Raw genomic sequence first — 20,758 nt, forward strand, 5'->3', positions numbered from 1 at the left:
GGCTCCGGTAAATACAGTTCGAAAAGAAGCTCAGCCCACGCTTTGCAGCATCGAGTCGAAGATCGTCTGCGCCACCTGGATCATCTTGGACGATGCCTGGTAGGCCTGTTGGTACTGGATCAGCTTGGCGGCTTCTTCGTCGAGGTTGACACCGCTGACCGATGCCTTGTCGGAGGCCGCGTTGGCGGCAATCGCCTGCGACACCGTGGCCGCGTATTGCGCGCTCTGGGTGCGTACGCCGATTTCGGCGATCAGACTGGCGTAGCCGTCGGTCATGGTGGCGCCGTCAAACGTGGCCAGGTCGCGCAGGTCCATCAGCTTGTCGGCGTTGCCCGCGTTCAGCGTGTAGTAACCCGTGCCGCCGTTGGCTGGCGTGGCGTCCTGCACTTTGATGACATCGCCGGTGGCGGGGGTGCCCGTCAGCTTCAGCGCCCAACCGTCGATGGTGATGGTGCTGCCTGGGGTGTAGGTGTAGGAGCCTGCGGCTGGATTGGTGGAGCCGGCCAGCGTATAGGTGGCTGGTGAGGTGCTGGCATCAAAGGTCAGCGTCACGCCGGTGGCGCCGGGCATGTCGAAGCCGTTGGCGGTGGCTTCCAGCGAGGCCACGGCGACGGTGCCGGTGTTGGCCGCGCCTATCACCGGCTCGATGATGCTGGCCGCGGCCAGGTCGCGTGGGTTGCTGATCGCCACACCCATCTGTGCCGCCACGTTGGCCAGCGGCTGCATGACGAAGCGGTCACCCGCCGCCGCGCTGGCGCTGGGGGTGAAGGTCAGGCCGTCGACGGTGACCGGCACCGAGGTGAACGCGACCGGGGCCGAGCCGTCGTCCGGAATACGCGTGAGCGTGCCGGCGGTGGCGCTGGTCATGTTGATTTCGTAGTTGGTCGCCTTGAGCTGTGTGCCGTCGGTCACCGTGATGCCCATCGTGGCTGTGCCCGAGTCGGACAACACCGGGTCGATGCTGATGGGCGTGAACAGGTTGCCGCCCTGCGTGCCGTCCATGGTCAGGCCCAGCTTGTGCTGGTCGTTGACTTCGGTGGCAATCGCCAGCGCCATGCGGCCCAGCAGGTTGCGTCCCTTGACCAGATCGTCGTTCTGGAACTTCAGCAGGCCCGTCATGGAGCCGCCGCCAATCTGCGCCTCGTCGATTTGTGTGACGATGGTGTCGCGCTGCACCGCCAGCTTGGTGTTGTTGTCGGTGAGGATCACCGGCACGGAGCGGTTGCTCTGCACCACCGCCTGGCTGCCGACAAACACGCTGACCGTGCCGTCATCGGCGGCCACGGTGGAGGTCTGCACCAGCGAGTTCAGGTTCTTGATCAGTTCGTCGCGCTGGTCCAGCAGGTCGTTGGGGGCCTGGCCGGTGCCGTTGGTGCGGGCGATCTGCTCGTTGAGCGTGGCGATGCGCGAGGTCAGGCTGTTGATCGACAACACCTGTTCCTTGAGCTCGGCCGTCACGCTGTCCTGGATGTCGCTGATCTGCTGCGCCGTGGTGCGAAAACGCGCGGCCAGTTCATCAGCGCTGGTCAGTGCCACATTGCGCGCCGTGAGGTCGGTAGGCGCATTCACGATGTCCGAGAACGAGTTCAGGAAGTCGCTGACGGCGGCACCCAGGCCCGAGGTGCCGGTGGTGAAGATGTCCTGCAGGCCGGTGAGTTTGTCGGCGCGCGCAGTGTCGGCCGACTGTATGGATTCGGTCAGCGCGGCTTGCTTGGTCAGGAACTGGTTGTAGGTGCGTTGCACCGTGAGGATGTCCACACCCTTGCCGATGTAGCCGCCATTGGTGAATTGGCCGGCCACCTGTTCCAGCACCACCGTTTGGCGCGAATAACCGGCGGTGTTGACGTTGGCGATGTTGTGACCAATGGTGGTCAGCGCGGCTTGGTTGGCCTGGAGTGCACGTGCACCGACGTTGAGTAAGCTGCTCACAGTAGTTCCCTTTTTTTAAACGTAGGCGCGGCGTAGTTGCTCGGTGCGGTCGATGGCGCGGCTGAGCTTGCTGGCGTATTGCGGGTCGGTGGCGTAGCCGGCACGTTTGAGCTCGGTGGCATAGGCCAGGGCCGAGGTCTTGTCGCGCGCTTCGGCGTAGCGCGGGTTCTCGTTGATCAGGCGTGCATAGTCTTTGAACGACTCTTCGTACGAGTCGTAGGCGCGGAACTTGGCGACCACTTTGCGCGGCTCGCCGTTGATGTATTCGGTGGTGGTCACGCTGGCGGTCTTGCCGGTCCAGTTCGCCCCTGCTTTGATGCCGAACAGGTTGAACGAACTGCTGCCATCGGCCTTGCGGATTTCGCTTTTGCCCCAGCCGGTTTCGTGGCCGGCCTGGCCCAGCATGAAGCTGGCGGGAATGCCGCTGGCTTGTTCAACCTTGGTGGCCACCTCGTTGTGCTGCTGCACAAAGTTGGTCTGGCTCGCGCTGGGTGGCGTCTTGAAGTTGCTCACCGGCGGGGCCAGGTTGATTTTGCCGCCAGCGCCGCCCACCGTAGTGCCGTCCGGCCGCACCACCTGGCGCGAAAGCTGGCGCTCAATCGCTTCGGACAAACCACCGGGCTGGCCCGACATGGCCAAGGACAGTTGTTGGTCCAGCATGTCGGAGCCCAGGTCACCGGCAGGACTATCGAGCAGGCCGGATTTGACGGTGGCGTCGCGCATGCTCTTGATCAGCTCACGCATGAACAGCGATTCCAGCTGTTTGGCCGATTCCTTGATCGCCGCAGGGGTGTCATTGCCAGCCTGGAACTTCAGTGCATCAAGCGACTTGACATCGGCTGCCAGCACGTTGCGCGGCGACATGGTGGAAGTGGAAGAGATGGTCATGTCAGATTACCTCCAGGTCAGCGTTCAGGGCACCTGCGGCCTTGATGGCTTGCAGAATGGCCAGCAAATCCTGTGGTGTGGCGCCCAGCGTGTTGAGTGCGCGCACCACATCTCCAAGTTGTGGCGAGGCAGGCACCTGGATGACCTTGCCCTGGCCCGTCTTGATTTCGACACTGCTTTGCTGCGACACCACGGTGGCGCCTTGGGTGAACGCGTTGGGCTGGCTGATCACCGGCGTGGTGCTGATGCTGATGGACAAGTTGCCGTGGGCAATGGCGCATGGCCCCAGCGTGACGGCCTGGTTCAACACAATCGAGCCGGTGCGCGAGTTGATCACCACCTTGGCCGCGGGCACACTGGCCTCGAGCGGAATTTCCTCCACATCGGCCAAAAAGCTGACGCGGGCATTGGTGTTGATGGGTGCGCGCACCTGCACTGTGCGGCCATCGAGGGCGTTGGCCAATCCCGCGCCCATACGCGAGTTGATCGCTGCCGCCACACGGCGCGCGGTTTGGAAGTCGTTGGTATTCAGATCCAGGGTGACGAAATCACCGGTCTGCAGTGGCGACGGCACGGCACGCTCGACCTGTGCCCCGCTGGGAATTCGGCCTGCGTTCAAATGGTTGACCTGCACCTTGCTGCCACCTGCGGCAGCGCCCGCGCCACCGACCATCAGGTTGCCTTGGGCGAGTGCATAGATTTCGCCGTCGGCACCACGCATGGGTGTGGCAATCAACAAGCCGCCGCGCAGCGACTTGGCATTACCCATGGAGGACACCACCACGTCGATCTGCTGGCCGGGCTGGGCAAAGGCCGGCAGTTCCGCGGTGACCACCACAGCCGCCACGTTTTTCAATTGCAAAGAGGACGCCACGCTGGCGGGCAGCACGATGCCCATCTGCTGCAGGTAGTTGGCCAAGCTCTGCGTGGTGTAGGGCATCTGGGTGGTTTGGTCGCCGGTGCCGTCCAAGCCAACGACCAGGCCGTAGCCGGTCAACTGGTTGGTACGTACGCCTTGCACACCAGCCACTTCCTTGATACGAAGCGCTTGCGCGGGTGTGGCGGCCAGGCCCAGCGCGAGCGCCAGTCCAGTGGCCCAGAGGGAGGCGGTTTTGAGTAGGGGTAGTCGCAGGGAAAACATGGCAGACCGTCCTGTTTGGAGCTGGTTGAAGAGCATTCTGTGTGGCTTAGAACGGGGCGATATTCATGAAGAAGCGAGACAGCCAACCCATGGATTGGGCTTCGCCCTGGGCCCCGCGACCCTTGGATTCGATGCGCACATTGGCCACAGCATTCGAGCTGACGATGCTGTTGGGCAGGATGGCGCGTGGGTCTACCGTGCCGGTGAAGCGCAGCACGTCGACGTTCTCGTTCACACCAATCTGCTTCTCGCCGCTGACCACCAGATGGCCGTTGGGCAGCACTTGCACCACGGTGGTGGTGATGGCGCCCGTGAAGGTGTTGGCGCTTTCGGTTCCGCCCTTGCCGGAGAAGCTGTTTGACGAGCTGGCCCCGAGGTTGAGCTTGTCAAAAATGGAGGCGCCAGGTTTGACCAGCGGCAATGCGGTGATGCCGGCTTCGTTCTCAGCCGTGCGGTCAATGGTGGAGGTGGACGACTGCTTGGCCGACACGTTTTCCACAATTTGAATCGTCAGGCTGTCGCCGACCAGACGCGGGCGGCGGTCCTCAAAAAATGGACGGTAGCGCGAGGCCATGTAGATGCCGCCGGTGGTGGGTATGACCTGCGGTGCTTCGGCTGGAATTTGCAGCGGGACGGTGGGTTGTACGAAGTCGACCTTGGGCGACTGGCGCAGCGTTTCGCAGCCGGTGCAGAAAATGCAGACCGCCACGAGCAGGGGCCACCACAGCCGTGAGGAGGAATCGAGGTTGGTGTTTGTGTTCATGGCAGTCTCGGTGAAACGCGGGAGCAAACTTTTCAGGGCTGCTCAGAGCTGGGCCAGCTTTTGCAGCATCTGGTCCGAGGTCTGGATGGCCTTGGAATTCATTTCGTAGGCGCGTTGCGTCTGGATCATGGTGACCAGCTCCTGCACCACGTTGACGTTGGAGGTTTCCAGGAAACCCTGCGATACCTGGCCCATGCCGTTGGTGCCGGGCGTGCCGTTTTGCGGCTGGCCAGAGGCGGCGGTTTCAGTGAACAGGTTTTGTCCCTTTGGCTCCAGGCCAGCCGGATTGATAAACGTGGCCAACGCCAGGTTGCCCACGGGTTGTGGCGTGGGGTTGTTCGGCAGCACCACGGTCACGGCACCGGCGGCGCTGATGGTGATGCTTTGTGCGGTGGGCGGGATGGTGATGCCGTTGGCCACGGTCAAACCGTTGGCGGTGACCACGCGGCCTTGTGAATCGAGCTGGAACGTGCCGTCGCGCGTGTAGCCAATCGAGCCGTCGGGCATGTTCACCTGGAAGAAACCGTTGCCTTGAATGGCCACGTCGAGCGCGTTGGTCGACTGCTGCAGGCTACCTTGTGTATAGGAGCGGCTGGTGGCGACGGTGCGCACACCCAGGCCCAAATGCAGGCCGGTGGGCAATTGGGATTGTTCGGTGGTGTCGGCGCCCACCTGGCGAAGATTTTGATAGATCAAATCTTCGAACACGGCGTTGGCGCGCTTGTAGCCGGTGGTGGACACGTTGGCCAAGTTGTGGGAGATCACGTCCAGCTGGGTTTGCTGGGCTTCCATGCCGGTTTTGGAGATCCACAGAGAGTTGATCATGTCATTTCCTCGATTAGGTGCGTGGGTCGAAGCAGGCTTTAGGGCCTATCAACCCTGGACGCTCAGCAACTGGCTGGCGGTCTTGTCATTGGTTTCGGCGTTTTGCAGCAGGCGCATTTGGGCTTCAAATTGGCGTGCCACCTGGATCATGCCGACCATGGTTTCCACGGCGTTGACGTTAGAGCCTTCAATTGCGCCCGGCTCCATCTTGGCATTCGCATCATTCGCCAGCGGCTCGCCAGTGGCGGTGCGAAACAGCGCATCGTCGCTGCGCACCAGGCGCTCGTCATCGGCCGGCGTGGCCAGTTTCAGTCGGCCCAATTTGGTGGGCGCCTGGCCTTCCACGGTGGCGGTGATGCTGCCGTCGTAACCCATGTTCACTTGGGCGCCCTGGGGCACGTCAATCGGCGCGCCGCCGTCGGACAACACCAGCAAACCCTTGCTGTTGACCAGTTGTCCTTCGGGCGAAATTTCAAAGGTGCCGTTGCGCGTATAGGCTTCAGTGCCATCCAGGCCCTGCACCGCGAACCAGGCGTTGCCCGAGGCTGCGGCGTCCAGGTTGCGGTTGGTACGCTGGATAGGGCCGGCCAGGTTGGAGTGGCCGGCCGTGGCTTCCAGGGCAAACACGCGGGTGCTCGAACCAGGACCATTCAGCGGCACCGAACGGAAGGTCGACAACTCGGCGCGGAATCCGTTGGTGGAAACGTTGGCCAGGTTGTTGGCCAGCACCGCCTGCCGTTGCGAGGCGGTGGCGGCACCGGTCATTGAGGTGTAGATTAAATGGTCCATGGCGCGGGGCCTCTATGTGACTGCTAAAGGGCGCGTGCTTAGCGCATGTTGACCAGGGTAGACATCACCTGGTCCTGTGTCTTGATGGTTTGTGCGTTGGCCTGGTAGGCGCGTTGCGCGGTCATCATGTTGACCAGCTCGGCGGTCAGGTCGACGGTGGAGTCTTCCAGCGCACCGGCCTGCAGCGAACCGAAGTTGCCGTTGCCTGGTGTGCCGGGCACGGGTGCGCCCGATTCCGACGTGGCCAGCCAGTAGCTGCCTTGCGGGTTCAGGCCTTGCACGTTGCGGAAGTTCACCAGCTGGATGGAGCCGGCGATTTGCGTCACACCATTCGAGAAGCGAGCGGTGATGTCACCGTTGTCGGCGATGCTGATGCCGGTCAATTGGCCGGGCGCGCTGCCGGTCTGCGTGATGTCGGTCACGGCAAACGACTTGGCGTCCTGCGTCAGACGGCTCAGGTCCAGCGGAATGTCGAACGCGGCCGTTGCACTCGAGGCCACTTGCACGCCGGTCAGCGATAACGGGTCAGTTGGTGTGGACGACACATATTTTCCGTCGGCGTCGAAGGTGACGGAGCCAATCGGTGTGGTCATGTCGCTGGTGGTGCCACCGCCTTTGGAGTAGTCGGCGTAGACGTCCCAGGTGTTGGCTGCGGTCTTGGAGAAATAGACGCCCACGGGGATCGAGGCGCCCTGGGTGTCATACACGTCGAGCGAAGTGCCGTAGGTGGTGACGGCGGTCGGCGGTGTGGTGCTGGCGGCAATCGCCGTGCGTGTGTCCAGGTTCAGTTCTAGCGAAATATTGTCCGTGACCGTGCCCGCGACACCCTTGCCCGTGGGCAGTGTCAGCGGCACGCCGGTTTGCACGGCGCCGGTGATGGGGTCGGTGACGTTGCCGATCAGCTTGGCACCATCATTGGTGATGATGTTGCCGCTTTCGTCGAGCTTGAAGTTGCCGGCGCGGCCATAGGCCATGCTGCCGTCGGTGAGCTGCAGCTGGAAGAAGCCCGAGCCGTTGATGGCCACGTCCAGGTCATTGCCCGTGACGGTGATGTTGCCTTGTGTGAATTGTTGCGAGATGGCATTCACCACCACACCGATGCCGGCGCCGCCGCCAGCGGCTTGGGTCAGGGAACTGGCGTAGAGCTCGGCGAACTCGGCGCGCGAGGCTTTCATGCCTGTGGTGTTGGCGTTGGCGATGTTGTGGCCAATGACGTCCAATCCCTTGCTGGCTGCGTTCAGCCCGGACAGGCCTTGTTGAAAACTCATGATGAACTCCTGTTAGAAATGGAGGTGATGAAGAGGTTGGTTTAGAGAATGGCCTTGATGGCGCTGTAGTCGACCGTGCCGCCTTTGAGCAGCGACAGCTTGAGCGCACCGTCTTCGGCGCCGACCGACAAGACCTTGTCGGACATCAGCGCGGTGGAGCCGACGGCGCTGGAGCCATTGGTGGCGACCACCTTGAACGTCAGGTCGCCCGTGCCGCTGTAGGTGGAGGTGTCCCAGGCAAACGAGTAACGACCCGCTTCCAGCGAGCCCATGGGCAGCGTGCCTATCATCTTGCCGGAGGACGAGTAGATTTGTACCGTCACATTGGCGGCCTTGCCGTCCAGGTCGAAGGCTCCGCCACCGGTTTTCGATTCGGTGTCGAGGTTGAGCGTGTCGCCTTCGGTCATCACCGTGCGGCCGACCATGGTGCCGCCTTGCATGACCTGCAGCGAGGTGAATTGGTCCGACATGCTCTTCATTGTTTCGTTGAGCTGCTGGATGCCGGTGACCGTGTTGATCTGTGCGATCTGAGTGGTCATTTCGGCGTTGTCCATAGGGTTCATCGGATCCTGGTTGTTCAACTGCGCCACCAGCAGCTTCAGGAATCGATCTTGCTGGTCACCAATCGTCGAGGACGACGAGCTGGTGCTGGAGGAACTCGCGGTGTCCCACGAACTGCTAATGCCATTGACTGCCATGATTTGGTCCTTGGTTGTTGTTTTGTTTATTGACCCATTTGCAGGGTTTTGAGCAACAGGGTCTTGGCCGTGTTCATGACCTCGACGTTGTTCTGGTAGGAGCGCGAGGCGGAGATCATGTTGACCATTTCCTCCACCTGGTTGACGTTGGAGTGGGTCACGTAGCCATCAGCGTCGGCCAGGGTGTTGTTGGGGTCGAGCACCTTGCGGCCGGGGGTGTCGTCCTCGGTGATTTCCTTGACGCGCACGCCGGCTGAGCTTTCTGCGCCCAGCAGTTCGGTTTGGAACACCACGCGGCGGGCCTTGTATGCGCTGCCATCGGGGCCGGCTACGGCGTCGACATTGGCCAGGTTACTGGCCACAACGTTGAGGCGTTGTGACTGCGCGCTGATCGCGCTTCCAGAGACGCTAAAAATGGAAAACATCGACATGAGGTGCTCCTTGGATGTTTGAAATGAGGTGCTTTACTGGCCTTGGATGGCGCTGAGCATGGTTTTGCTTTGGCCGTTGATGAAGCGCAGCGTGGCTTCATAACGCACGGCGTTGTCGACGAAGTTGGCGCGTTCGCGGTCCAGGTCAACGGTGTTGTTGTCCATGTTGGGCTGGCTTTGCACGCTGTAACCCAGCGCAAGAGTGCTGGCACCCGAGAGATCGGGGCTGGGGATCTGCATGTGCCGCTTGTCGGTCTGGCTGGCTCCGGCAATCGTGGAGCCGCCACCCATGGCCGCTGCCATGGCATCGCCGAATTTGAAATCGCGCGCCACATACCCGGGGGTATCCACGTTGGCGATGTTGCTGGAGATCGTGCGCTGGCGCTCGGCGCGCAGCAGCAGTGCCTTGGTTTGAATGTCCAGGCTTCCAACCAGTTTGTCCAGCATAGTGTTCCCCTTGAATGCGGTCGTATGTGCGGTCTTTTGTGCAGTAGTTGCACGGCAGCGGCGCCATAGGAGTGGTCCGCTGATGCGATGGGGAAATTATGGGAACGCCAGCTTCGCGCGAAGTGGCGAAGAGGGGGGTGAATGCGGTGCAGTTCCAGGGTTTGCCGCAGCCTGTTCTCCCTATAGTGCTGGGACCGTGTGGTGGTTTGCCGACTCTGTGGCAGATGTCCAGGCGGTGTCGCCAGGAGGTTTTATGCACACATCTTCAAAAGTCATGCCCTGGGCCCGTGGGCTTGCTGCTGCGTTGGCGTTATCGGGCTCGGCGCTGAGTGGTTTTGCGCAGCAAGCGCAGCCGCCGGCAACGGCAGACGGCGGCTACACCGCCGCGACCCGCCAATGGGTGGACGACGCTCTGGCCCAATCCAGTGCCACCAACGCCATGCCACTGCGCATGGAGGTCACGGTGGGCGCATTGGATTCGCGTCTGCGCCTGGCGTCCTGCGGCAAGGTTGAACCCTATTTGCCCACTGGTGGCAAGCTCTGGGGCAAAAGCCGCATTGGCCTGCGCTGTGTGGATGGCGTGACGCGCTGGAATGTGTTTTTGCCCATCACCGTCAAAGCCTATGGCCCGGCCTGGATCTTGCGTGGACCGGTGGCCGCAGGCGCAGTACTCACCCAGGACGATGCCATGCAGGGCGAGATCGATTGGGCCGAAGATTTTTCCCCCATCGTCGCCAATGCTGACCAATGGGTAGGTGCGGTGGCTGCGCGGGCTTTGATGCCTGGGCAGGCGATGCGATTTCATATGGTGAAGCAGCCGCAAGTGTTCCAGGCCGGAGCCCAGGTGCGTGTCGTGGCTGAAGGCAATGGTTTCCAGGTGGCTTCGGATGGGCAAGCCATGCAGGCCGGCGTGATCGGCCAACCCGCACGTGTGCGCATGGAAAATGGCCGGGTAATGTCGGGCGTGGTTTTGGATGCACGCACCATCAAATTAGAAATGTAGACAAATTGCGTATACGCAGTGAAAATGTCTAAAGTAAGCCGCCAGATGGTCGATACCATGACTACAAGGTCCCGCACATGGGAACTACGGAGCGTGTGATGAAGATTGGACAGACCCCTGAATTGCCAGCCTTGGCTGGTGTGCCTGACAACAAGAAAGTTGTGCAGGAAAAAGAAGCGGCGCCGGCCGGCGTGGCGCGTGAAGGGGTGCGCGCAACCACTAGCGGCGCATCTGTATCGGTATCGACCATGGTGCGTTCACTTGAGCAGTCCAGCAAAGGCGTGACGGCCGATTTTGATGAAAAGAAGGTGGCCGAGTTGCGTGCCGCCATCGCCAATGGCACTTTCAAGGTCGATGCAGAAGCGATCGCCGACAAATTGCTGGCCAACGCGAGCGAAATGCTCAGCGTGAATCGCAATTACTGAATACAACTACCGAGAACTGGGCCGGCACATGACCGCACAACTGTCTGATACCCCTGATTTGAATCGGATTGAGGCCTTGGTTGAAGCGGTGTCCGAAGCCCTGGTCTCGGGTGATGTGCATGAATTGACGGCTGCCAGCGCGGCCTTGCGTGATGCCGTGGCTTCGCTGGCCGGTGTGTCCCGTGGCAAGTCCGGCCTCAAGCCGATGTTGGATCCGGCTTTGCGCGAGCGCATGGAAAAGTTGTCTTTGCAAATGGCCCGTCAACGCGAAGGTGTGCGTCGCCGTGCGGTGGTGGTCGACCGTGCGTTATCTGCGGTCCTGCCGGGTGAAGACGAAACCACCTACGCCAATCAAGTGATGGCCAGCCGCAAACGTTCATCTCCGCCGCGCATCTACACAGCCCTGGCCACCTGACGCGATTGCATTTGTTTCACAAACAAAAACGCCCTTGAGATTTTCAAGGGCGTTTTTTTTATGGCGTAACGCTTGGCGCCTCCAGCGGCGAGATCGCCCAACAGACTCAGTGGCTGCGCATCTTGGCACGCAGGCGGGCGATGGATTGGCTGTGCAGTTGGCAAACGCGCGATTCGGTCACGCCCAGGACAGCCGCGATCTCTTTCAGGTTGAGATCTTTTTCGTAGTACATGCTCATGATGTGCTGCTCGCGTTCGGGCAGGGTCTTGATGGCTTCCACCAGGGCCGCGCGCAAACGATGGTCGCGCAACAGTTGCATGGGGTCGGCTTCACCTTCGTCGGAGACATGGTGATCCAGAAAGCCCGATTCGTCATCGTAGCCGCCGGACATGTCTTCGAGGTAGACCAACTGGGTGCCGCGTACCTTGCCCAGCAGTTCCTGGTAATCGGGCAGGCTCATGTCGAGCTCGGCGGCGATCTCGGATTCGATAGGCACGCGGCCGAGCTTTTGCTCCAGCCGGCGCACCGCCTGTTCAATGTCCTTCTGGCTCTTGCGCGAGCTGCGCGACATCCAGTCGCCCTCGCGCAACTCATCGATCATGGCGCCGCGAATGCGTTGGGTGGCAAAGGTTTCGAACTGCACGCCCTGGTTGACTTCGTACCGGGTCAACGCTTCGGTCAAGCCGATCATGCCCACCTGTATCAGGTCGTCCAACTCGATGTTGGGGGGCAGTTTGGCAATCATGTGATGTGCCAGGCGCCGCACCAGCGGCACGTACTGGCGAATCATGTGTTCGCGATCGAGATGGCCTTTGGCTGTGTACATCAGCGGCTCCATCCCTCTGGCCAGGTTTGCAGCGGAGGTTCGGCCGCGGCTGTGCGAAAGCCAGCCTTGTGCACGGCGAACGAGTCTTCCAGCAGGCGCATCGCCAGCTTAGGGGTGTTCGGGCGGGCTTTGCCACGCACCGCGAACGAGCGCACCGTCATGACTTCCGTGTCCATGTGCAGAAAGGTGCGGGCGCAGTGCTGCAGGGTTTCACCCGCCGAGTTGGCGCGGCGCTCTGCCGAACCTTGTGCGTCGGTGACGAGGGACACGAGCGTAGGCGTCATGTTGGTCTCCACCAAAAACTGCTTGAAGGTCTGGTAACCATTCACGATGGATTTCTTGAATGGCGCCACCATCAGAAGCGGCCGCGAGGCGGTTTCGGGCATCAATTCCATCAACTGTGCCGCAGGTGCGTAAACCACGGCAACGTCGTAGTTTTTCAGGTGATTGGTCAGCGTTTGCAGGCTGCTGTGGTGGGTGCTGCGCTGCGCCACCAATTGGCTCAGCCCCAAACGCGCCGGCATGATGTGTAAGGCTGCGGATTCCTGTTGGAAGTCGGCCAGCCAGTTGCCACGGTTCAGCAGGCTGCTCAGGCCCGGGTTGTCTTCGGTTTCGGTGGCGGTGCCATCCAGCACGGCCACCGATTGCCCGAACTTCTGCAGCGACAGGCAGACCTGCAGCAGCAGCGGTTGTTCCGCTTTTGATTCTCCACGACTAACCACCGGAATGACCCGCAGCCCCACATGTGGCATGGAGCGCCTGAGTCCTTCCCCTTGGTCAATGCTGGGTTCAAGCATGAGCACGGTCCTTGTAGTCAACAGGAGATGCGGGTGAGAAGAAGAAGTTCAAATCCGCTGCCTTGGGATCAAAAACCGATTTGGTCGCTGAGCGCATGGAGTTGCGGATCAGCTTGCCGGCATCGGCGGATTCCCAATCTTCTGGCACCCGTTGCCCATTACACACCCCACGCAACACCAACTGGTGGCGAATCACCGCGTCAAGAGCAGGGCCAAGCTTGACCGCTTCGTCCACCTTGGACAGGATGGCCTGTTGTGTGCCCGTGGTTTTGAACGAGGTCAGCACGTCTTCCAACATGTCGCCATGGCCGCCAGCGTTCAACACCAGCAGGCGGTTGATGTCCGGCAGGTCCAGTACGCCGAGCATGTCACGCTTGCGCGGGTCGCGCGGGGCGATGCCGGTGGTGTCGATCAGCACCATCTTCTTGTTCGCCAGCAGGCTCAGCAAATCTTGCAGTGCAGCACGGTCGTGGGCCAGATGGGCGACGACACCCAGCATGCGGCCATAGGCGCGCAATTGTTCGTGACCGGCCACGCGATAGGTGTCCAGCGTGACCAGGCCTACGCTGTTGGCGCCGTGCATCTGCACACACTGCGCGGCGAGCTTGGCGGCGGTGGTGGTCTTGCCCACGCCAGTGGCACCGACCAAGGCGTAGATGCCGCCTTCCTGTACCAGCGACTGACCGGCTGCGTCGGTCTTCAGGTTGCGTTCCAGCACGTCCATCAACCAGCGCACGGCTTCTGCTGGCGCGGTGTCCTCAGGCAAACGTTCCAAGATGGCGCGGGCCAATGCGGGTGAATAGCCGGCACGGATCAGCTTGAGCATCAGGTTGGATTGGATCGGGTCCTGTTTGGCTTGGCCCAGCCAGGCAAAGGTATTGAAGCGTTCTTCAATCAACTCCTTCATGGCATTCAACTCTTTGACAATGCTCTGCGAAGGCGCATTGTTCGAAGATATCGACGATGGTGCTGCCGCAGGCCTCGTTGTGGGCCGGGAAAATGGCGCCGAATGGTTGGCACGTGGCGCGGCGGTTTGCACGGGAGCGGGGGCTGGTGCGGGCGCCGTGGCGGCAAATGTAGTATTGCTGCCCAGGCCGGTGTCGCCGCTGTCGAGCTCTACTTCATGGCGGCGGCGCAGCATGCGTTCACGCACGTAGTCCTGGAACGACAAGGTGCTCATGGTGAGCTGCTCCACGTCGTCTTCGACGGCGTTGGCCATGATTTCTTCCTCGGCAAAATTGCTGAGGGCGCTGGGGCGGCTGAGGGTTTCGGCGGCTTTCTGCGAAATCTTGCCGGCCTGGATGTTGGAGTGCACCTGGTCCAGCGCTGCGAGTGAGTCCTCGGCAGTGGCGACCACCTCAACGCCGGTGGCGGTGGGGCGGTTGGAGAGAATCAGTGTGCCCTCGCCAAAAGTCATGCGGGCCTTGGCCAGTGCTTCACGGGAAGTGGCGGCGTGGAAGCGTTTGATGTTCATGTGAGTGCACCTCTAAGGATAGGGCCGATGCGAATGGTGTGTGTTTCAGGAATTTCACTGTGCGCCAGCACCTGCAGCCGCGGGGCGACGCGGCGAACCAGGCGCGAGATGGCATTGCGAATCGGGTCGGGTACCAGCAGGCAGGCCGGCACGCCAAGTTCTTCTTGCTTCAGTGCCACGTCGGCGGCGCTGCGGGTCAGCATTTCGGCGACGCTGGGGTCCAGCGACGGACCGGCGGTGTTGCCCAGGGCTTGCACCAGCATGCGTTCCAGGCTGGGCTCTATGGCAATCACGTTCAGTTCGCGCACCGGGCCGTAAATCTGCTGCACGATGGCCGGGGCCAGCGCCACACGGATGCGGCGGGCGAGTTCGGCGGGGTCGGTGGTGCTGGTGGCATGCTCGGCCAGCGACTCGACGATGGTGCGAATGTCGCGGATGTGCACAGACTCTTCCAGCAGCAACTGCAGGACTTTCTGGAATGTGGCAATCGAGACCATTTTGGGAACAACTTCTTCGATCAACTTTGGCGCTTGGCGGCTGATGTGATCCACCAGCTGCTGGGTTTCTGTCCGGCTCAGCAAACGGGCTGCCTGGACTTGCATCAAGTGTGACAAATGCGTCGCCATCACGGTTTCCGAATCAACCACGGTAAAACCTGCCAATTGCGCCGCTTCCTTCTGGCGTTCGTCTATCCAGTGGGCTGGCAAGCCAAACGCGGGGTCGGTGGTGGCGGTGCCAATCAGTGGTGTGGTGATGCCGCCGGGGTTGATGGCCAGGTACATGCCGGGGAAGGCTTCGCCTTCACCCACCACCACGCCGCGCAGTGTGATGCGGTAGGCGCTGGGTTTCAGTTCCAGGTTGTCGCGCACGTGCACGGCAGGTGGCAGGAAACCCACCTCCTGCGCAAACTTGCGCCGCACCCCCTTGATGCGGGTGAGCAAATCGCCCTGGCGGGACTTGTCGACCAGGGTGATCAGGCGGTAGCCCAGTTCCAGGCCCAGCAGGTCCACGGGTTGCAAGTCGTCCCAGGTGGCTTCGCCATCGGTGGGCGAGGGCGGTGCGACGACCGCGGTGTCTGCGGGCGGCGGACGGCGTGCAATCAGCCAGGCGCCATAACCCAGGACCGCGGCCATGGACAGAAACACCAGGTGCGGCATGTTGGGCACCAGGCCCAGCAGCGCCAGAATGCCAGCGGTGATGGCCAGCACTTTGGGGGAGGTGAACAATTGGCCAACGATCTGTTTGCTGATGTCGTCGTCCTTGCCCACGCGCGAGACCACCATGGCCGCTGCCACAGAGACCAACAGGCCGGGAATTTGCGCCACCAGCGCATCACCCACGGCCAGCAGGATGTAGCTGTCGGCGGCTTGTTTGGCGCTGAGGTCGTGTTGCAACATGCCGATGGTGAAGCCACCGACGATGTTGATGAGCAGAATCAAGATGCCGGCGACGGCATCGCCGCGCACAAACTTCGAGGCACCGTCCATGGAGCCGAAGAAATCGGCTTCCTCGGCCACTTCGGCACGGCGGCGTTTGGCTTCCTTTTCGTTGATCAGACCGGCGTTCAAGTCGGCATCCACCGCCATCTGTTTGCCGGGCATGGCGTCCAGGGTGAAACGCGCCGAGACTTCGGCAATGCGTTCTGCACCTTTGGTCACCACGATGAAGTTGATGACCACCAGGATGGCAAACACGATCAAGCCGACGGCGAAGTTGCCACCGATCAGAAAGTGTCCGAACGCTTCGATCACCGCGCCTGCAGCGCCGGGGCCGGTGTGCCCTTCGAGCAGCACCACCCGGGTGGAGGCGACGTTGAGCGACAGCCGCATCAGGGTGGTCAGCAGCAGCACCGATGGAAACGCCGCGAAGTCCAGCGGCCGGATCATGTAGGCGGCGACCATCATCACCATCAGCGCCACGGCGATGTTGACGGTGAAGAAGATGTCGAGCAGCCAGGCCGGCATCGGCAGAACCATCATCGACAGGATGGCGATCACCAGGATTGGTGCCGACACCCCTTGCATGAGTGCGGCATTCTTGCCCACCCATAGTTTCATGGAATTGACTTGCGTGTTCATGTGGCGCTCTCTGGGAGAACAGTCTTGCTAAGGGGGTCCAGCTCGGGCGGGACAAAAGGCTGGGCAAAAATATCGGGCATGGGGCCTTCACCACGCATGGCGGCTTTGACGCGGTACACATAGGCCAGCACCTGCGCCACCGCGGTGTAGAGCGAGGAGGGAATTTCTTTGTTCAGATCGGCGTGGGCATACAGGGCGCGCGCCAGGGTGGGGGACTGCAGCACGGGGATGGAATGGGCGTTGGCCACTTCGCGGATCTTCATGGCGACCAGGTCGGCACCCTTGGAGATGACTTGCGGCGCAACCATGGTCTTTTCGTCGTATTTCAGGGCGACGGCAAAGTGGGTCGGGTTCATCAACACAAAGTCGGCCTTGGGCACCGCGCTGACACTGCTGCGGTTGGCGATTTCGCGTGCGCGGCTACGCATGCGGCCCTTCATCTGCTGGTTGCCGTCAGCCTCTTTGTGTTCCTGCTTCACTTCCTGGTGCGACATCTTCAAGCGCTTGTGCAGCAGGAAGCGCTGCAGCGGCACATCGATCAGCGCCACGGCAAACACCACCAGCATCAGCATCGCCAGGCCGGAGGTAATCCATTGCGCCAGCTGGGACAAGGCCGACACCGAAGGTTGCATGATGAGTGAAGCCACCGATTGCAGGCTGCTGGAGATGTAGCTCCAGGACACCGCAAACAGAATCGAGGTGATGAGCACGAGCTTGGCCACGTCGGTCAACTGCTGCAGGGAGAACAGCCGGGTGATACCGCTCAGGGGGTTGAGCCGGGTCAGGTCGGGCATCACCGGCTTGGTGCTGGCGATCCAGCCGCCTGCGGCAATGGTGCTGCCGATGGCGGCAGCGAGCACGATGAACGCAAACGCCGCGCTGGACAAAAGACCGATGGCGGTCATGTTCATCAGGCGGTCGAGCATGATGTTGGGGTTGTTGACCGTGCCCGTGCCAAACGTCAGCTGCTGGCTGATGCTGAGCTTGAAGCGCTCGAAAGCGGCTGGTCCGAAGATCAGCAAGGACGTCAATCCCACGCCTAACACGGCGAGGTGGGACAGTTCTTTCGAGCGGGAGGCCTGACCATCCTTGCGCGCCTGCTGAAGCTTTCGCTCAGTGGCGGGTAGGTTTTTGTCTTGGCTGGATGATTCCATGGCAATGGGGCATTAACGGTTTCCCATTGTCTGCACCCCATGCCAGGGCTAAAGGCGGAAAAGTGGGGCGCTTGCCCCTCTTATCCCAAGCCTTGCGGGCTTAGAACCCGAGGCTTGCCAGCAGATCGTCGACCTGCGATTGGTCGGTGACCACGTCTCCGCCTGGATTGGCGTCAACCACCGGGCCGGCCAGTTTTTCTGGTGGCTTGGCTGGCGCCGCAGCGACCGCCAACTCGGTGCCAGGTGGTGCGGTCTTGATCAGCAGCTGCACCAACTGGTCTTCAATGGTGGCGGCGAGATTCACCACCCGCGCAATGACCTGGCCCGTCAGATCGTGAAAATCCTGGGCCATCATGATTTCGGTGAGGTGGCTGTCGATGTCCTTGGTGGCTCGCTCCACATCTGCCACGAAGTTGTAGACCGCACCGGTCGCGACCGCATGTACGGGGTCCTTGACAAGCAAGGCACCGACGCGGCGGGTTTCGTCGGCGATGTAGTCGTGTTGTGTCTTCGCCATTTCCACCCGCATCAGCACCTTTTCGGCGGCTTCGCCGGTGAGGCGGGCGATGTAGGACAGGCGGGACTGGGCGTCCGGCAGTTCGCTGACACTGCCTTTGAGTTTGTCGGTGTATCCGAGCTCATTCAGCGAGTCGTGTAATTGCCGAGTCAACAACCCAATCTTGTGGTGAACATCGGATTCAACGGCATCCGACTCCACTTGCGTTGAGGTCGGATCGTTGCTCATTCTTGTTGCAGCCCGAGTTTCTTCAGGATTGCCAGCACCTTGTCTTCGAGAATCGCTTTGGTAAAGGGTTTGACGATGTAGCCGGCGGCACCACCTTGGGCGGCCATCACGATGTCTTCCTTGCGGGCTTCCGCGGTCACCATCAGCACCGGAATGTGTTTGAGCTTCTCGTCTGCCTTGACGGCTGTGAGCAGTTCAAACCCATTCATATTGGGCATGTTGATGTCGCTGACAACAAAGTCAAAATGCCCGTTGCGCAGTTTGTTTAATGCTGCGGCGCCATCTTCGGCTTCTTCGGCATCGGCGAAGCCGCTTTCTTTGAGCAGGTTGCGCACAATGCGACGCATTGTGGAGAAGTCGTCTACGATTAGAAAACGTAGTTCGTTTGCCACGGGTGACCCTTTCGATGTGGGGTTGCTAAAAAGAGGCGCATCTAATGGATCCTCGGTAACTCCGATCACAAACCTACGGTTTCTGCCCCGTCGGTTGCGGATTTTGCACAGGCTCGGCCGCAGATTGTGTCTCGGACGGTATTGTGGCACTACTATTGCCCAGTAAGCGGGCTTCAGCTTCACGTGTCATCACCGTAATGCTGATGCGGCGGTTGACCGGGGCCAATGGGTTGCTTGTGTCCAACAAACTGCTGGATGCCAGGCCCACGACGCGAGCCATTTTGTCGTCTGGCATGCCCGCCGCCACCAATTCCCGGCGTGAAGAGTTGGCCCGGTCGGCAGACAATTCCCAGTTGCTATAGCCACGTTCGCCGTTGCCATAGGGTGTGCGGTCGGTGTGCCCGGCCAGGCTGACGCGGTTCTCAATGCCGCTCAGGGCCGAGCCGATTTCGCGCAAGATATCGCGCATATAAGGCTTCACCAGGGCGCTGCCGCTGTCGAACATGGGGCGGCTCTGGTCGTCGATGATCTGTATCTGCAGCCCGTCGGGTGTTTGTTCTATCTTGATCTGCGAGCGGTATTCCGTCAGCTTGGGGCTGTTGGTGATCATGGCGTCGATCTTGGCACGCAGTGCCGCCATGCGGTTGCGATCCAGCCGCGCCAGTTCAGCCTTGGCGGCGGCTTCGGCGGCCTTTTTTTGTGCCGCAGCTTCTTCTGCGCTCTGCGGGCTCTTATTGGCTTGCCCCACGTCTTTGGTGAGATCGGCGCCGCCGCCGTTCAAGATGCTGTTGCTCGCGCCCGCGCCCGTGCCGCCTTGCATGGCCACTTTCAGTGGGGCATTGAAATAGTCGGAAAGTCCCTTGCGGTCGCCTTCTGTGGTGGAGCCTAGCAGCCACATCAGCAGAAAAAACGCCATCATGGCGGTCACGAAGTCGGCGTAGGCGATCTTCCAAGCGCCGCCATGCGCCGAGTGACCACCCTTTTTGACCCGTTTGATGATGATGGGTTGAAGCTTGCTGCCTTCGCCTGCCATGTCAGCGTCCTACTGATTGTTTCGGTGAATTCAATTACTTCTTCCCGCGAACGTGGCTTTCCAGTTCCAGGAAGCTCGGGCGTTCGGTGGAGAACAGTACTTTGCGGCCAAATTCGATGGCTGTCGCTGGGTTGTAACCCTGCATGCTGGCCAGGAGGGTGGTTTTGATGCACTGAAACTCTTTCGAGCCTTCTTCGGTCTTTTGCTCCAGCAGGCCGGCCAATGGTTCAACCACGCCGTACGCCAGCAAAATGCCCAAAAACGTACCCACCAGGGCCGAGGCAATCATGCCGCCCAGGACTGCCGGGGGTTGACCCACCGAGCCCATGGTGTTCACCACACCCAACACGGCCGCCACAATCCCGAAGGCAGGCAAGGCGCCTGCCAAGCGCGTCAGTGCGGCAATGGGTGCATGGGTCTCTTGGTGATGGGTTTCGATTTCGCTGTCCATCAGGGCTTCGATCTCATGCGAGTTCAGGTTGCCCGACACCATCATGCGCAAGTAATCGGTCATGAATTCGACCACGTGGTGGTCGGAGCCGACCACCGGGTATTTCTTGAAGATCTCCGAATCGTGCGGTTCTTCAACGTCCTTTTCGATCGACATCAGGCCTTCTTTGCGCGCCTTTTGCAAGATGTCGTAGAGCAGCGTCAACAGCTCGAGGTAACGCTCTTTGGTGTATTTGGACCCCTTCAGCGCCGTGGGCAACAGCTTCAGTGTGGCCTTCAAGACCTTGGGCTGGTTGTTCACCGCGAAGGCGCCCAAGGCGCCGCCGAAGATGGTGATCAGTTCGAAGGGCAGGGCGGTCAAAATTACCCCGATGTTGCCACCGTGGAGGATGTACACGCCGAAGATGCAGCCCATCGCGACGGCATAACCAATGAGAACGATCATGATTGGTTGTATTTCTGGACAAAGATCCGTAAAAGAGCGGTGAACCCTGTTCAACGAACCGCTGTGTATAAATGTATCGGATGGTGCCGCAGTCGGTGACGTTTTAAAGCAAAAGTAGCCGGGTTAAATCGGCCCATTCAACTGAATCGCCATAACGCTGCCGTGACAGGGGTTCCGGCAAGGGGAGTAAAAAGACGTTTGTGCACATCCGTTGCGCAGCATCCGAGCGTGTGTGCAGCGTAGCATCTGAGGCGCGGATTGTGCGGTTTCGCATGCGGCGAAGTGCTGGTGATATTGCCGTCTATTCGGCTCATTCGTGTGCCTTGATGGTCTTATCCTCAG

At 60.9% G+C, this 20,758-nt stretch carries 22 protein-coding genes; 3 read left to right on the plus strand and 19 right to left on the minus strand.

Going from position 1 to position 20,758, the window contains the following annotated elements:
* Positions 1 to 30: 30 nt before the first annotated feature.
* From flgK to flgB, 10 genes are read right to left on the minus strand one after another with little or no spacing between them, the layout of a single operon-like run.
* Entirely contained in the window at positions 31 to 1,929 is a 1,899-nt protein-coding gene (gene flgK, locus ACFQ95_RS14425; RefSeq protein WP_422832017.1) for a flagellar hook-associated protein FlgK, read from the minus strand.
* A gap of 15 nt (positions 1,930 to 1,944) precedes the next feature.
* A complete protein-coding gene (gene flgJ, locus ACFQ95_RS14430) occupies positions 1,945 to 2,817 on the minus strand; it encodes a flagellar assembly peptidoglycan hydrolase FlgJ (protein WP_422832019.1) in 873 nt (290 codons plus the stop codon).
* Between the two features lies 1 nt (position 2,818).
* Positions 2,819 to 3,958: a flagellar basal body P-ring protein FlgI gene (locus tag ACFQ95_RS14435; protein WP_422832020.1), complete on the minus strand. Its 1,140-nt coding sequence runs from the start codon at positions 3,956 to 3,958 to the stop codon at positions 2,819 to 2,821.
* A 46-nt stretch (positions 3,959 to 4,004) separates the two neighbouring features.
* Positions 4,005 to 4,721, minus strand: coding sequence for a flagellar basal body L-ring protein FlgH (locus tag ACFQ95_RS14440; protein ID WP_422832022.1), 717 nt, complete (start codon positions 4,719 to 4,721; stop codon positions 4,005 to 4,007).
* Positions 4,722 to 4,763: 42 nt separating this feature from the next.
* Positions 4,764 to 5,546, minus strand: coding sequence for a flagellar basal-body rod protein FlgG (flgG, locus tag ACFQ95_RS14445; RefSeq protein ID WP_422832024.1), 783 nt, complete (start codon positions 5,544 to 5,546; stop codon positions 4,764 to 4,766).
* 48 nt (positions 5,547 to 5,594) lie between these two features.
* Entirely contained in the window at positions 5,595 to 6,335 is a 741-nt protein-coding gene (flgF, locus tag ACFQ95_RS14450; RefSeq protein ID WP_422832025.1) for a flagellar basal-body rod protein FlgF, read from the minus strand.
* Positions 6,336 to 6,373: 38 nt separating this feature from the next.
* On the minus strand, positions 6,374 to 7,603 hold the full coding sequence (gene flgE, locus ACFQ95_RS14455) for a flagellar hook protein FlgE (RefSeq protein WP_422832026.1): 1,230 nt from the start codon (positions 7,601 to 7,603) through the stop codon (positions 6,374 to 6,376).
* Between the two features lie 41 nt (positions 7,604 to 7,644).
* Positions 7,645 to 8,301: a flagellar hook assembly protein FlgD gene (locus tag ACFQ95_RS14460; protein ID WP_422832027.1), complete on the minus strand. Its 657-nt coding sequence runs from the start codon at positions 8,299 to 8,301 to the stop codon at positions 7,645 to 7,647.
* 26 nt (positions 8,302 to 8,327) lie between these two features.
* Positions 8,328 to 8,732 carry a flagellar basal body rod protein FlgC gene (gene flgC, locus ACFQ95_RS14465; RefSeq protein WP_422832029.1) on the minus strand — a complete coding sequence of 135 codons (405 nt, stop codon included), beginning with the start codon at positions 8,730 to 8,732 and terminating at the stop codon, positions 8,328 to 8,330.
* A 33-nt stretch (positions 8,733 to 8,765) separates the two neighbouring features.
* Positions 8,766 to 9,179, minus strand: a complete 414-nt coding sequence (gene flgB / locus ACFQ95_RS14470; RefSeq protein WP_422832031.1) for a flagellar basal body rod protein FlgB — start codon at positions 9,177 to 9,179, stop codon at positions 8,766 to 8,768.
* Between the two features lie 253 nt (positions 9,180 to 9,432).
* On the opposite strand from flgB, the gene flgA reads away from it, so the two are divergent.
* The 3 genes from flgA (at position 9,433) to ACFQ95_RS14485 (ending at position 11,022) form a co-directional block, all read left to right on the plus strand.
* Entirely contained in the window at positions 9,433 to 10,182 is a 750-nt protein-coding gene (flgA, locus tag ACFQ95_RS14475; protein WP_422832032.1) for a flagellar basal body P-ring formation chaperone FlgA, read from the plus strand.
* 98 nt (positions 10,183 to 10,280) lie between these two features.
* Complete coding sequence (gene flgM / locus ACFQ95_RS14480; RefSeq protein WP_422832034.1) at positions 10,281 to 10,607, plus strand: flagellar biosynthesis anti-sigma factor FlgM; 327 nt, start codon at positions 10,281 to 10,283, stop codon at positions 10,605 to 10,607.
* Positions 10,608 to 10,635: 28 nt separating this feature from the next.
* Positions 10,636 to 11,022 (plus strand): hypothetical protein, encoded by a 387-nt coding sequence (locus ACFQ95_RS14485; RefSeq protein WP_422832036.1) that lies wholly within the window; start codon positions 10,636 to 10,638, stop codon positions 11,020 to 11,022.
* Between the two features lie 106 nt (positions 11,023 to 11,128).
* On the opposite strand, the gene ACFQ95_RS14490 is transcribed toward ACFQ95_RS14485, so the two are convergent.
* The 9 genes from ACFQ95_RS14490 to motA form a co-directional block, all read right to left on the minus strand.
* Complete coding sequence (locus ACFQ95_RS14490; protein ID WP_422832037.1) at positions 11,129 to 11,848, minus strand: RNA polymerase sigma factor FliA; 720 nt, start codon at positions 11,846 to 11,848, stop codon at positions 11,129 to 11,131.
* Entirely contained in the window at positions 11,848 to 12,645 is a 798-nt protein-coding gene (locus tag ACFQ95_RS14495) for a hypothetical protein (RefSeq protein WP_422832039.1), read from the minus strand. Before ACFQ95_RS14495 ends, ACFQ95_RS14490 begins: the two co-directional genes overlap by 1 nt.
* Positions 12,638 to 14,119, minus strand: a complete 1,482-nt coding sequence (gene flhF / locus ACFQ95_RS14500) for a flagellar biosynthesis protein FlhF (protein ID WP_422832041.1) — start codon at positions 14,117 to 14,119, stop codon at positions 12,638 to 12,640. Before flhF ends, ACFQ95_RS14495 begins: the two co-directional genes overlap by 8 nt.
* Positions 14,116 to 16,197, minus strand: a complete 2,082-nt coding sequence (gene flhA / locus ACFQ95_RS14505) for a flagellar biosynthesis protein FlhA (protein ID WP_422832042.1) — start codon at positions 16,195 to 16,197, stop codon at positions 14,116 to 14,118. Before flhA ends, flhF begins: the two co-directional genes overlap by 4 nt.
* Positions 16,194 to 17,351, minus strand: a complete 1,158-nt coding sequence (locus tag ACFQ95_RS14510) for an EscU/YscU/HrcU family type III secretion system export apparatus switch protein (protein ID WP_422832044.1) — start codon at positions 17,349 to 17,351, stop codon at positions 16,194 to 16,196. Before ACFQ95_RS14510 ends, flhA begins: the two co-directional genes overlap by 4 nt.
* Before the next feature lie 100 nt (positions 17,352 to 17,451).
* A complete protein-coding gene (locus tag ACFQ95_RS14515; RefSeq protein ID WP_422832046.1) occupies positions 17,452 to 18,096 on the minus strand; it encodes a protein phosphatase CheZ in 645 nt (214 codons plus the stop codon).
* Positions 18,093 to 18,488 carry a chemotaxis response regulator CheY gene (gene cheY, locus ACFQ95_RS14520; protein WP_422832124.1) on the minus strand — a complete coding sequence of 132 codons (396 nt, stop codon included), beginning with the start codon at positions 18,486 to 18,488 and terminating at the stop codon, positions 18,093 to 18,095. The genes ACFQ95_RS14515 and cheY overlap by 4 nt, the downstream gene beginning before the upstream one ends.
* 73 nt (positions 18,489 to 18,561) lie before the next feature.
* Positions 18,562 to 19,521, minus strand: a complete 960-nt coding sequence (motB, locus tag ACFQ95_RS14525) for a flagellar motor protein MotB (RefSeq protein ID WP_422832048.1) — start codon at positions 19,519 to 19,521, stop codon at positions 18,562 to 18,564.
* Positions 19,522 to 19,555: 34 nt separating this feature from the next.
* A complete protein-coding gene (motA, locus tag ACFQ95_RS14530; RefSeq protein ID WP_422832050.1) occupies positions 19,556 to 20,416 on the minus strand; it encodes a flagellar motor stator protein MotA in 861 nt (286 codons plus the stop codon).
* Positions 20,417 to 20,758: the final 342 nt, after the last annotated feature.

The organism is Variovorax sp. HJSM1_2, assembly GCF_049316285.1.
Classification (GTDB): domain Bacteria; phylum Pseudomonadota; class Gammaproteobacteria; order Burkholderiales; family Burkholderiaceae_C; genus Rhodoferax_B.